The sequence below is a fragment of the Colwellia sp. BRX10-4 genome (assembly GCF_014077465.1).
Classification (GTDB): domain Bacteria; phylum Pseudomonadota; class Gammaproteobacteria; order Enterobacterales; family Alteromonadaceae; genus Colwellia_A.
This window is the reverse complement of the sequence record NZ_JACGVZ010000001.1, coordinates 69,747-81,559: the sequence shown is the minus strand read 5'-3', so window position 1 is coordinate 81,559 and position 11,813 is coordinate 69,747. Positions and strand designations below refer to the sequence as shown.

Below are 11,813 nucleotides of genomic sequence, written 5' to 3'. Positions count from 1 at the left end.
TACCCTTTCGACAATAATGTCTATAGTGTTAATTAACCTAATAATCACCTTCTAAACAGGTAAAAGATAAAAGTATCACGGGAAGATTATCACTCATTTTTGGCCGTATTATTTTTAGTTTGTTGTTATATTGTGCAATTATTAGAGAGATAGTTATTAAAAGCATAAAAAATCAGCATTTTTGTACTTTATTAATTAACAGTACCGCTTATTTAAGGTAGATTAACGCTATATAATAAAAAAAATAAAGGATTACCGATTACATGAGCTTTTCAGTTCTTGTTTGTGATGACTCTAATATGGCCCGTAAACAAGTTTTACGTAGCTTACCAGAGCAACTATCAGCTAATGCACAATTAGCAAAAAATGGTCAAGAAGCTGTTGAACTTTTACGCAGTCAAGTATTTGACATTCTATTTCTTGACCTTACCATGCCTGTTCTAGATGGCTTAGGTGTACTCCAAACCCTAAAAGATGAAAACATTACACCGGCAATTTTTGTTATATCAGCTGATATACAACCAGAAATGCAAAGTAAAGTCCTTGAACTCGGTGCCAAAGCTTTTTTACGTAAACCTGTTGAATTAGAAGTCCTTAACACTAACCTAAGAAATCATGGTTTTTTATGAGCGATCTCAACTTAAATGAAGATCAGCAAGATTGTTTACAAGAAATAATTAATGTTGCTATGGGTCAAGCAAGTGATCAACTTGCCCGATACTTAAATACCTTTGTTTATTTAAAAGTACCTAGTATTGAACAAGTCAGTACGCTAAGCCTGCTTAACTCGTTAAACAGTGATGAAAATTCTGCTGCGGTAGTAAGTCAAGGCTTCTTTGGTTACGAAGGCATTCGCGGTGAAGCACTGCTTATGTACAAGCCAAAAGATTCTGATCGACTTGCAGATTTACTGGGCTATGAGCCTGATGAATTATCTGTTGAAGAACAAATTATTGACTTAAGCTCTATTTTAACCACCACCTTCTTAAATGTTTTTGCTAAACAAATAGATAATCAAATGTCTTACAGTGCGCCGCGTTTATTAGCGGGTTCACAAAGTGCAATATCCGATCATCTTGCCCAACAATCATTTAACTGGGACTTAGCTTTAAAAGTTAAAATAACTTATCAAGTTACTGACTATTCATTTAATTGCGATATGGTTTTGTTTATTCCTGCGTCAGCAATTATTAATATAAAAACAGTTATTGACAGAATTTTGGAAGAGTTCTAAATGCTTGCTGATGATATTTGTCCTGATATTGCCAACAAATTAAATACCGGTATTCTCATCATAGATAGTCAATACAATATCGTATTTTGGAATCGGTATTTACAAATTCATGCGAACAAAAAGCCTGAAAATGTTATCGGACAAGATATTTTTATTGTCTTTCCCGAGCTGCCAGAAAAGTGGTTCAAAAGAAAAATTGAAAGTGTCTTTCAACTAAAAACCCAGTCTTTTTGCTCATGGGAACAAAGACATCACCTATTTGAATTGCCTCATACCCGCCCTATGACGACAGACAGTCACTTTATGGCACAAAACTGTACCTTTTTGCCGCTTGAAAATAAAGAGGCTAACGAGCACGTTTGTATTCTTATAGAAGATGTTACCGATGTATGCCATTACCAAAGTAAGCTAAACAAAACACTTGAAGAGCTTGCACAGGCCAATCGTATCGATGGCTTAACACAAGTCTTTAACCGAAAGCATTGGGAAGAGTGTCTCGAAAAAGAATTTTCGCGTGCACGTCGTTATCAGCATGGTTTAGCACTTATTATGTTCGATTTAGATCATTTCAAATTACTTAATGATACCTACGGACATTTAGGTGGTGACATAGTATTAATAGAAACCGCTAAAGTGATCAGTGAACTACTGCGCTTAGGTGACTTATTTGGTCGCTATGGCGGTGAAGAGTTTGCGATTATTCTACCTAATACCGATATTATTGGCGCTTTAGATGTTGCTGAGCGGATCCGTGTTGCGATTAGCAAAAATATCATTAACTTTCAAGAAATCGAAATAAATGTTACCGCCAGTGTTGGTGTCGCAGTCATCACCGAAGCAGACACTCGTTATGAAGACCTAATATCCCACACAGACCTTGCCTTATATGACGCTAAGGCTTCTGGAAGAAATATAGTTTGCACTGCAAAAAATATTATTTCAGCCTAAAAAACTGAATATATTCGCTTTATTATCCAAATAAACCCTCTTAATGCTTATTTATGAATAAAATATAACTTTTTATTCATAAATAACTATTGACAGTAAAACACTGCTCAGGCATTTTAGAACCATGAAAACATTTGTCCGTCGTATTACCATTATTATTATCACTACCACCCTCAATGGGATGGTTGTCATCGGCTGACGTGTAAAAAACACATAAATAAAAGCCCGTGACCCCTTAGGTTCCGGGCTTTTTTTTGTTTTAAGGTTTTAATCATTGCAAGTTCTTTGGCTCGCAAAGAATTTACAATAAAAAGGAAGTAAAATGCGTGTATTAAAGTTTGGAGGTTCATCTCTAGGTTCAGCAGAACGTTTTGTGCAAGTTGCCAAAATTATAACTGACAAAAGTAACGATTCTGCCGTTGCTGTCGTTGTTTCCGCCCCACAAGGCGTAACCAACCATTTAGTGGCTATGGCGGAGAATATTAGTGATGAAATAAAATTACAGAATGATTTAGAACACTTCAGAAAAGCCATTATAACTATTATTGATGATCTTGGTGCCAGCTTACCAAAATTCAGCCCATTACATGCAGAGCAAGTCCTTGCAAACTGGGAGCATAAGCTTTCACGTTATCTACAAGGCGCGACTATGTTGTCTTATTGCCCGGATCATATCCGCGCTATAATTATCAGCATAGGCGAGCGTTTAAGTGTTGCCTTGCTCGAATCAGTGTTGAACGCACAAAATATTAAAACGTCTGTTATTGAACCAGAAAATTTTTTAATCACCAACGAAGCGTCTCTTAATGCAGTCGCTGATTTAGTCTTATCAAAAGAAAACTTCGAAAACCATTACAACGATCTCAATAAAGTTGCCTTAATGCCGGGTTTCATCGGGGTTAACAAACAAGGGCAAGTAACGACACTTGGCCGCAATGGTTCGGATTACTCTGCCGCCGTTCTCGCGGTTTGTGCTCAAGCTGAATGTTGTGAAATATGGACGGATGTTGATGGTGTTTTTAACGCAGATCCTCGCCTAATAAAAGAAGCAAAGTTACTTGATTACTTGTCATATCAAGAAGCGATGGAACTTTCATATTTTGGTGCTAGCGTACTACACCCAAAAACGATTGGCCCCATTGCTCAATTTCATATTCCTTGTTTGATTAAAAATACCGGTAATCCTTCTGCCCCAGGAACCTTAATATCTAACGAGGATGATCAAACTAAAAAAGTTAAAGCAATATCTAATCTTGATGATTTAACTATGGTCAATGTCTCAGGACCGGGTATGAAAGGTATGGTTGGCATGGCCAGTCGTGTATTTGCCACTATGAGTCAAGAAAAAATTTCTTTAGTCTTAATTAGTCAGTCTTCCAGCGAATACTGTATCAGTTTTTGTATTCACACCAGTGATGCTGAATTAGCCGAACTAAGCTTACAACAAGAGTTCGAGCTAGAGTTACTCAATGGTTTACTTGAACCATTGAAGTTACAACATGAATTATCAATTATTTCTCTGGTTGGTGACGGTATGCATCATCAACAAGGGGTTGCTGCTAAGTTTTTCAGTTCATTAGCCCAAGCGCGTGTCAATGTAATCGCTATTGCCCAAGATTCGTCAGAGCGTAGTATTTCTGTTGTGGTAGAAAAACGTAAATGTACTGATGCAATGAAAGTCAGTCATCAAAATTTCTTCACTCACAAACCCACTATTGATGTATTTCTTGTTGGCTGCGGCGTTGTTGGTAGTGAGCTTCTTGCGCAAATTGCTCGTCAACAACCTAAGCTTAAAAAGCAAAATATTTCCTTAAAGGTGTATGGCATTGCTAACAGTAAAGGTATGTTCTTTAATACTGAAGGGATTGATTTAGATAACTGGCAAGCAGAAATGAAAAGTGACGCAGTTCCAGTAAATGTTGAAAACATCAAGGCTTTTGTCCGCGAGAATCACCTGATTAATCCGGTGTTAGTCGACTCAACGTCTAGTGAATCTTTGGCAATGAGCTATGTAGAGTACCTTGAAGAGGGTTTTAATATTGTAACGCCAAATAAAAAAGCCAATACTGATTCTTGGCAATACTATCAAGCTTTGCGCAGTGCCGCACAGAAGTCTAACCGTCGCTTCTTATATGAAACAACGGTTGGTGCTGGCTTACCCGTAATTGATACATTACAAAGCTTGCTAAAAGCGGGTGATGAATTAGTACGTTTTGAAGGGATATTGTCTGGTTCACTTTCTTATATGTTTGGAAAACTAGAAGAAGGTATGACCGTTTCTCAAGCTACCGCTATCGCCAAAGAAAATGGCTTTACCGAGCCTGACCCTCGTGACGATTTAAGCGGTATGGACGTAGCGCGTAAATTGTTAATCATGGCGCGTGAAGCAGGAATTCCGCTTGAGTTATCTGATATTTCTATAGAATCTGTGTTACCTGCAAATTTTGATGCAAGTGGTGATGTCAGTGAATTTATGAAGAACTTAGCGAAAATAGATGATGAATTTTCTCAACGAGTAAAAGTGGCAAAAGCTGAAGGTAAAGTTTTACGTTATATTGGCAATATAGTTGATGGGAAATGTAAAGTTGCCATTGAAGCTGTTGCCAATGATCATCCACTTTATAGTGTTAAAGATGGTGAGAATGCGCTGGCAATACATAGCCGTTATTACCAACCCTTACCGTTTGTATTACGCGGTTATGGCGCAGGTGCTGCGGTTACCGCCGCTGGTGTGTTTGGTGATTTATTAAGAACATTGGCATGGGAGCAGCAGCACTAATGGCTATATCTGTTTTTGCTCCCGCATCAATAGGCAACCTAAACGTTGGCTTTGATGTTTTAGGTCTAGCAGTTAGACCCATTGATGGTACTTTATTAGGTGATGTAGTTACTATAGAGTCAGCCTCTGAGAATAAGCTGATTGTGATTGGTGAATTTGCCAATAAGCTACCCAGTAAGGCAACAGACAATATTGTTTGGCATTGTCTAGAGCTATACAACCTAGCACTTGAAAAATCGCAACAAGCGGTTCAAAAAGTACAACTGACACTAGATAAAAAGATGCCAGTTGGCAGTGGTTTGGGCTCAAGTGCATGCTCTGTAGTTGCAGCACTGGTCGCACTTAATGAATTTTATCAGCAATATTTTGATGAAAAAACGCTGTTATTTATGATGGGTGAAATGGAGGCAAAAATAAGTGGTAGTTTGCACTACGACAATGTCGCACCATGTTATTTAGGTGGTTTGCAATTAATGGTGCCAGACAAGCACGTTATTAGCCGAAGTTTGCCACAATTTGATCATTGCTACTACGTAATGGCTTACCCTGGTATTAATGTCTCAACGAAAGCTGCGCGCGATGTCTTACCCAAACAATACAGTCGGGCTGATGCCATTACCTTCGGTCAAAATTTAGCAACTTTTGTTGATGCTTGCCACCGTAATGATAAACAACAAGCATTTTCAGTACTCAAAGATGTACTTGCAGAGCCTTATCGTCAGCACTTGTTGCCAAAATTTATCGAAGCGAAAGACTATTTAAGTGCTCAAGGTCATTTAGCTGTAGGGATTTCAGGATCAGGACCTACCTTATTTTGTGTCTGTGATTCGCTTGAAAAAGCCCAAGATAGCGCGCTTTGGTTACAAAAAAATTATTTACAAACAGACTCAGGTTTTGTTCATGTCTGTCAGGTTGACTTAACGGGTGCTGAGAGATTGCCCGCTTAATCACTTTATTAAAAATACCAAATTTATTAGGAATATGTTGTGAAATTTTATAATTTAAAAGAAAACGATGAACAAGTCAGTTTTTCTGGTGCGGTTAAGCAAGGACTAGGAAAAAATCAGGGACTATTTTTTCCTGAAACAATCCCAGTGTTAGATAATATCGATGACTTACTTGCTATGCCTTTAGTTGAAAGAAGTGTACATGTCCTCTACCCATTTGTAGAAGGTGATTTAACTAAAGCGCAATTAACTGAGATTGTGACCAGTGCTTTTAACTTTCCAGCACAAATTCAACCCATCAATAAAGACAGAGCCATATTAGAGCTTTTTCATGGTCCAACACTCGCCTTTAAAGATTTTGGCGCGCGTTTTATGGCTAAATGTTTGCAAGTTTTTAGCAAAGATAAAAAAATCACCATATTAACGGCGACTTCAGGTGACACAGGTGCAGCGGTTGCTCATGCTTTTCATAACATTGAAAATATTCGTGTGGTGATCTTATATCCAAAAGGAAAAATTAGCCTGCTACAAGAAAAAATGTTTACGACCTTAGGCGGCAATATTGAAACACTCGCTATCGACGGGAGTTTTGATGATTGTCAGGCGTTAGTTAAAAAGTCATTCGATGATAGAGAGCTCGCCACTACTATAGGTTTAAATTCTGCTAACTCAATAAATATCAGCCGCTTATTAGCTCAGGTATGTTATTACTTTGAAGGGTTTGCACAGTTATCTCGTCAAAAGTGTAAAAGCGAATTAAACGATGTTGTGGTATCTATTCCCAGTGGTAACTTTGGTAACTTAACTGCTGGTTTATTTGCTAAAGCACTCGGTTTACCGATAAAAAGATTTATTGCGGCAACAAATGCCAACGATACTGTGCCTCGTTACTTAAAAACAGGTGAGTGGACGCCTAATGCTACTGTAGCGACCATTTCCAATGCGATGGATGTTAGCGATCCAAACAACTGGCCTCGTGTTGAACATATGCTAAAGTCTGGCATAGTTCCCAGCGATTGTATTAGCTCTGTTTCAATTGATGAAGAACAAACACAGTCAACTGTTTTACAGTTAGCCAAGTTGGGTTACATCAGTGAACCACATGCAGCCATTGCCTATAAAGCGTTACAGTACAATGCAAATGAAGGTGAATTTGGTGTATTTTTAGGGACCGCACACCCAGCAAAATTCAAAGAGGTGGTTGAAAGTATTTTAGGACAACCAATCGGTTTACCAAAAGAGCTTGCTGACTGCGCCAGCGAAACCATTTTATCAAAAGATATGGCTGCTAACTTTAGCGACTTACGTGATTATTTATTATTAAACGATCACTGATTTTGTTCAGTTAAAAACACGTTTATAATGGTCGTTAATTTAGATTAACGGCCATTTTTATACCTCATGATAAATCAAAATATTAAGCCACAATGGCAACAACTTATTAATCAAGAACAATCCAAGCCATATTTCATCGAACTAAGCCAAGTAATTTCTCAACAACGAGCAAAGGGCGACGTTATCTTTCCTGCGCAAAACGATATTTTTAATGCTTTTTGTTATCAAAATATTAGAGACACTAAAGTAGTTATTTTAGGACAAGACCCCTATCACGGTGAAAATCAAGCTCACGGACTCGCTTTTTCTGTGCAACCCGGCATTAAAGTCCCTCCTTCTTTAGTCAATATTTATAAAGAGCTTGTTAATGAGTTTACTGACTTTATTAAGCCAAGCCATGGTTGCTTAACGCAGTGGGCAGAGCAAGGAGTGTTATTACTGAATACAGTTTTAACCGTCAAACAAGCACAGGCTCATTCTCATGCTAAGTTAGGTTGGGAAACATTTACTGATGAAGTAATAAAGCACATTAATCAAGAAAGTAGCGGTTGTGTATTCTTACTTTGGGGAGCTCATGCACAAAAGAAAGGAAAAGATATTAATACCGAAAAGCATTCTGTATTAAAGGGGCCACATCCTTCACCTTTATCGGCATATCGCGGTTTTTTTGGCTGTCAGCATTTCTCAAAAACCAACCAATGGTTACTATCAAAAAATATGACTCCGATAAACTGGCAGTTACCGGAACAAGTCTAAGCTTAACTAAAAAAGATACAGCCCTTGGTAAACATCAACAAAGGGCTCTTTTTTATTAAAAATATGATGTTAACTTATAGTTTGAATAGTCCTAGGTTTTTATCTGTTAACGCATCACGCCAACCCCCTAGCCATTCTGATTTTGCATCAGTATTTTGATAAGGACATTTTTCTTTTGTTTTTCCGGTGAGGCCTGCTTTATAACCATTGGAATGTGCTCTGCCTAGACGATCTCTTTTCTTTGTTTGCATCGATAACTCTCCATCATTGTCTTGGTGATATTTATTAATACTTGTCGAATAAAACAGCAGTCGACAATTCAGTTAAGATTAAGGAGAAGGCTAAATCAAGGTACATTACGATAGAAAAACGTTCAAAAGTTAATGAACCAGAGCTGAAAAATCTTGATTATAAGATTATATAAATAAAACAATTTGTTACCAACAAGCGTTATTACCTATGATTATTAAAAGTTATTTTTATATAAGAAATTATTTTAATGTTGTGGGATACCTAAGCGACTCGAGCGTAACAGCGGTTCTAACATGCCTTCAAGACCATTGAGTTTTATTTCATAAATTAATTCAAGTTGCTGTCCTAGCTTACCTTCAGGAAAACCTTTTGATTTAAACCAAACTAAGTAAGGCTCTGGCAATTTTAGTAGGGGTCTACCTGCATATTTTCCAAAAGGCATTATTTGATTTACAGCGTCGAGCAAAGCTTGTTGATCTGAAAACATAGTTTCTCTACTTATTAAATTTTCCTGTCGGGATAATAACTCAAAACCTTTTAACATCATAAAAGTGTCATGAGGTCTATTTATAATCATCACAAGTTTATCGACTAACTTAAAACAGGGAACGAACATGTCTATAATAAGAAAACGCAGTGCAGCGCACAAAGCTTATATTCCTTCAAATGCGCGAGATAACCAATATATTTTAGCTGAGTTTACCATTACTGATGAATTAATAGAGTTAATTTCTCCAAATATTTCAACGCATAGCACTCAACCTTACTATGATTTTTATCAAAGTTTATCACAATTGTTATTTACGCTAAGTAATGACTATGCGATACAAAGTAGCTTATTTATTGCTAACGACAAATTAGTTCGCGTTCGCTACAGTCAAGAAATGCACCAATGGCAAACCAACCAGCAAATTTTATTTTATTACGATCCTCAAAATCATCAATTACAAAATTCTTTTTTTGATGCCAGTATTCGCGCAAAAAAGATTACCCTGCTGTTTTTAGCCTCTGGCGACGACATTCGCTTTAATGCAGCGGCATTTCATCAAAAAGTGACTCGGTTACTGCATAGTTTTATCGAGCAAACAAAATTGCCTAGTAGAGCGATACGTTTACGTGATCATCAACACCTTACCTATGATTTATTTGCTAAAAATAAAGGCTGCTTAGGCACACAAGCGCATAAATTACGACCTATTGATGAACGCTATAAATCACAAAACGTTGTTATAACACCAAACGCATCGGCAATAAGTTATGTGGTAATTAATCTAACGGTCGATAATCGTTTATTGGGTTTAGTTGATATTGATGCCAATTCTAAAGATCCATACAATCCGCTTTATACTTATTTAACGGATACATTTTCTCTGGTGGCAAAGCGCTTTAATTTAAATAATGGAGCGTTAATCGCTAATGGTTTAGTCCCCATTGTCCGACATAGTTTGCATGAAATAATTTCTAAGATGGGTGAGTTACAAATGTTAGGTTATAACCCTAACCAGAGTCCCTGTGGCTTGGTGAGTAAATGGAAAGCCGATGAGTTAGTTGATAACGTACAACTTATCTTTGTGGCTACCGCAGAAGACTCCAAGCACAGCGGCTATGGCAAGTTTATTAACCAAATAGAACAGGCAATGCGTTTATTAGCAACCGAACTCGAAATCCCTATTAATAAAGATGAATTAACGCTAAGGTTTCATCAGCATATTGCTTATAACATTGAAAACTAAGGTTATTTAACTTCGCCATTAACGGTTGGTTTTTTCTGTAGCTTGCGTTGTAACGTTCTGCGGTGCATTGAAAGCTGACGTGCCGTTGCTAAAACATTACCATTATTAAATTTTAAGACTTGTTAATATACTCCCATTCAACCTGCTCGGTTGACAACGTTGGCTCATTGATAATGTTTATTCCTAAATTTGAAGCCAATGTTGATTTTTTTAGCAACGAACTGTTAGCGTTTTTAGCTAAAGCTGATAATAAAGTCTGTGTATCGACCGGCTTGGCTAAGTAATCATCTGCGCCAAGCTTTATTGCGTCAACGGCAGTAGCTATACTGGCAAAACTGGTTAACAAAATAATACGACTCTTTGGCAATAGTTTCCTCATCAGATTAATCAAATTTAAGCCACTTTCATGATGGAGTTTCATATCGAGTAATATGAATTCTGGCAACTGACGATGACAGGTTAACAATGCATCATTAATGTTATCGGCCAACCAACAGCTGTAGCCATGTTTTCAAATGCGTCTTTTAAGCGTATTAGCAAAGGTGCTGTCATCTTCAACAATTAATAATTTCATCCATTTTTTTCCTACGTATCATTAACCACTAACGCTAATTTCAACGTTACTAATGCACCACCAGCAACGTGATTGGTTAAGGCAAGTGTAACGCCTAATCGCTCTAAACTTGCATGACTCAAAAATACTGCCATACCTAATCCTTGTTTGCTGTTTACAGGTTTAACGCCTAACTCACTTAGTGTTAATTGGGTAAAACCACAACCAAAATCACGCATACTGAGCTGCCAATTTTTTTCATCAAACAAGCTAGATAACTCAATTTTATCACTACCGCTGACTTTAGTGGATCGAATCGCATTATTAACTAAATTTAAAATTGCTGGCAATAATGAAGCATCAGCCAATACTTTAGCGTTTTCACTGAGTATTGATTGGTGCTTCTCAGAGAAGAAGTTCACCCTAACATCAGGATAATTTAAGTTAATATGATCACGCACTTGTTGCACAATATCAGCACAAAGCACCTCTTTTGACTTTTGCTCTTTAATCTCAAAAACCATTTGACGAAACTCAGCTAAACTTCTGCTACAACGTAATAATTGTCTTTGTAAGTCAACAATCGCAGGGTGCTCAGGTAGCTCCTCACTGAGCTCATCGACAAGCAACTTTACAGTTACTATGGGAGTAGCGAGCTGATAAGTTATTTGCGCAGAAGCGCCCCCTAATGACATGATTTTTTCTTGCTTTAATTGCTCTTCCCGAAAAGCAGCTATTGCTTGTTCTTTTTGAGGGATTCTTCGTGCCATTTGGCCAACAACGGTTGCAACAACAATGCTAGAAAAGAGAAAATTTATCCACACACCAATAAAGTGGCTTTGCATATTGCCATGCATTACTGACATGGGTAATAACCACAATAAAACACTGTATGAAGCAATCGCTAATAGTGCGACACTTCCAAGTAACAGCGGAGTTAACGTCACAGCAGCAATAGGAATAAGCAATAACGAGACAAAAGCATTAGTTGCTCGGCCACTAAAATATAAAATAAGTGAGAGAAATAAAATATCAGCACAAATCTGCCCAAGTAAGGCGCGCTTATCAACTTCTTTTCCAGACTTATAATATAAATAGCTGACTAAGGTAAATAAAGCTTCAATTGAAATAACAATAATGAGCGGTAACCAAGGCAGTTGATAGTTTAAAACGCCATTAACAAAAGTATTAATATCAGCTGAATAATTATAGCCGCACTGCGTAATAAAAGAACGGTGCGAACTTGGTTAAACTTACTAAAAAATGAAGACATAAT

11 protein-coding genes and 1 pseudogene are annotated in these 11,813 nt (G+C 37.3%); 8 read left to right on the top strand and 4 right to left on the bottom strand.

Annotated features, from left to right (window positions below):
* Positions 1 to 263: 263 nt before the first annotated feature.
* The 7 genes from H4J67_RS00445 to ung all read left to right on the top strand — a co-directional run bounded on the left by H4J67_RS00445 (position 264) and on the right by ung (position 7,999).
* Positions 264 to 629 (top strand): response regulator, encoded by a 366-nt coding sequence (locus H4J67_RS00445; RefSeq protein WP_070374832.1) that lies wholly within the window; start codon positions 264 to 266, stop codon positions 627 to 629.
* Complete coding sequence (locus H4J67_RS00440) at positions 626 to 1,234, top strand: chemotaxis protein (protein WP_182202534.1); 609 nt, start codon at positions 626 to 628, stop codon at positions 1,232 to 1,234. The genes H4J67_RS00445 and H4J67_RS00440 overlap by 4 nt, the downstream gene beginning before the upstream one ends.
* Positions 1,235 to 2,182: a sensor domain-containing diguanylate cyclase gene (locus H4J67_RS00435; RefSeq protein ID WP_182176331.1), complete on the top strand. Its 948-nt coding sequence runs from the start codon at positions 1,235 to 1,237 to the stop codon at positions 2,180 to 2,182.
* Between the two features lie 322 nt (positions 2,183 to 2,504).
* Positions 2,505 to 4,961, top strand: a complete 2,457-nt coding sequence (gene thrA / locus H4J67_RS00430) for a bifunctional aspartate kinase/homoserine dehydrogenase I (protein ID WP_182202532.1) — start codon at positions 2,505 to 2,507, stop codon at positions 4,959 to 4,961.
* Positions 4,961 to 5,908, top strand: coding sequence for a homoserine kinase (gene thrB, locus H4J67_RS00425; RefSeq protein WP_182202531.1), 948 nt, complete (start codon positions 4,961 to 4,963; stop codon positions 5,906 to 5,908). The genes thrA and thrB overlap by 1 nt, the downstream gene beginning before the upstream one ends.
* Before the next feature lie 39 nt (positions 5,909 to 5,947).
* Positions 5,948 to 7,243, top strand: a complete 1,296-nt coding sequence (thrC, locus tag H4J67_RS00420) for a threonine synthase (RefSeq protein WP_182202529.1) — start codon at positions 5,948 to 5,950, stop codon at positions 7,241 to 7,243.
* Positions 7,244 to 7,309: 66 nt separating this feature from the next.
* Positions 7,310 to 7,999: a uracil-DNA glycosylase gene (gene ung, locus H4J67_RS00415; RefSeq protein ID WP_182176334.1), complete on the top strand. Its 690-nt coding sequence runs from the start codon at positions 7,310 to 7,312 to the stop codon at positions 7,997 to 7,999.
* A gap of 74 nt (positions 8,000 to 8,073) precedes the next feature.
* Here the strand turns inward: ung and rmf are convergent, their stop codons facing one another.
* Complete coding sequence (gene rmf / locus H4J67_RS00410) at positions 8,074 to 8,250, bottom strand: ribosome modulation factor (protein WP_070374838.1); 177 nt, start codon at positions 8,248 to 8,250, stop codon at positions 8,074 to 8,076.
* A 245-nt stretch (positions 8,251 to 8,495) separates the two neighbouring features.
* Positions 8,496 to 8,738, bottom strand: coding sequence for a DUF3820 family protein (locus H4J67_RS00405; RefSeq protein ID WP_070374839.1), 243 nt, complete (start codon positions 8,736 to 8,738; stop codon positions 8,496 to 8,498).
* 127 nt (positions 8,739 to 8,865) lie between these two features.
* Between H4J67_RS00405 and H4J67_RS00400 the strand changes: the two genes are divergently transcribed.
* On the top strand, positions 8,866 to 9,984 hold the full coding sequence (locus H4J67_RS00400; RefSeq protein ID WP_182202527.1) for a DUF3083 family protein: 1,119 nt from the start codon (positions 8,866 to 8,868) through the stop codon (positions 9,982 to 9,984).
* 2 nt (positions 9,985 to 9,986) lie between these two features.
* On the opposite strand, the pseudogene H4J67_RS00395 reads toward H4J67_RS00400, so the two are convergent.
* Positions 9,987 to 10,558 (bottom strand): annotated as a pseudogene (locus H4J67_RS00395) (response regulator transcription factor).
* A gap of 11 nt (positions 10,559 to 10,569) precedes the next feature.
* Entirely contained in the window at positions 10,570 to 11,505 is a 936-nt protein-coding gene (locus H4J67_RS00390) for a HAMP domain-containing sensor histidine kinase (protein WP_182202526.1), read from the bottom strand.
* Positions 11,506 to 11,813: the final 308 nt, after the last annotated feature.

What these genes read in the sequence shown, in the direction of transcription:
- thrA (WP_182202532.1), top strand. Translation starts at nt 2,505, where the DNA reads ATGCGTGTATTAAAGTTTGGAGGTTCATCTCTAGGTTCAGCAGAACGT.
- H4J67_RS00435 (WP_182176331.1), top strand. Translation starts at nt 1,235, where the DNA reads ATGCTTGCTGATGATATTTGTCCTGATATTGCCAACAAATTAAATACC.
- H4J67_RS00445 (WP_070374832.1), top strand. Translation starts at nt 264, where the DNA reads ATGAGCTTTTCAGTTCTTGTTTGTGATGACTCTAATATGGCCCGTAAA.
- H4J67_RS00400 (WP_182202527.1), top strand. Translation starts at nt 8,866, where the DNA reads ATGTCTATAATAAGAAAACGCAGTGCAGCGCACAAAGCTTATATTCCT.
- H4J67_RS00440 (WP_182202534.1), top strand. Translation starts at nt 626, where the DNA reads ATGAGCGATCTCAACTTAAATGAAGATCAGCAAGATTGTTTACAAGAA.
- rmf (WP_070374838.1), bottom strand. Translation starts at nt 8,250, where the DNA reads ATGCAAACAAAGAAAAGAGATCGTCTAGGCAGAGCACATTCCAATGGT.
- H4J67_RS00405 (WP_070374839.1), bottom strand. Translation starts at nt 8,738, where the DNA reads ATGTTTTCAGATCAACAAGCTTTGCTCGACGCTGTAAATCAAATAATG.
- ung (WP_182176334.1), top strand. Translation starts at nt 7,310, where the DNA reads ATGATAAATCAAAATATTAAGCCACAATGGCAACAACTTATTAATCAA.
- thrB (WP_182202531.1), top strand. Translation starts at nt 4,961, where the DNA reads ATGGCTATATCTGTTTTTGCTCCCGCATCAATAGGCAACCTAAACGTT.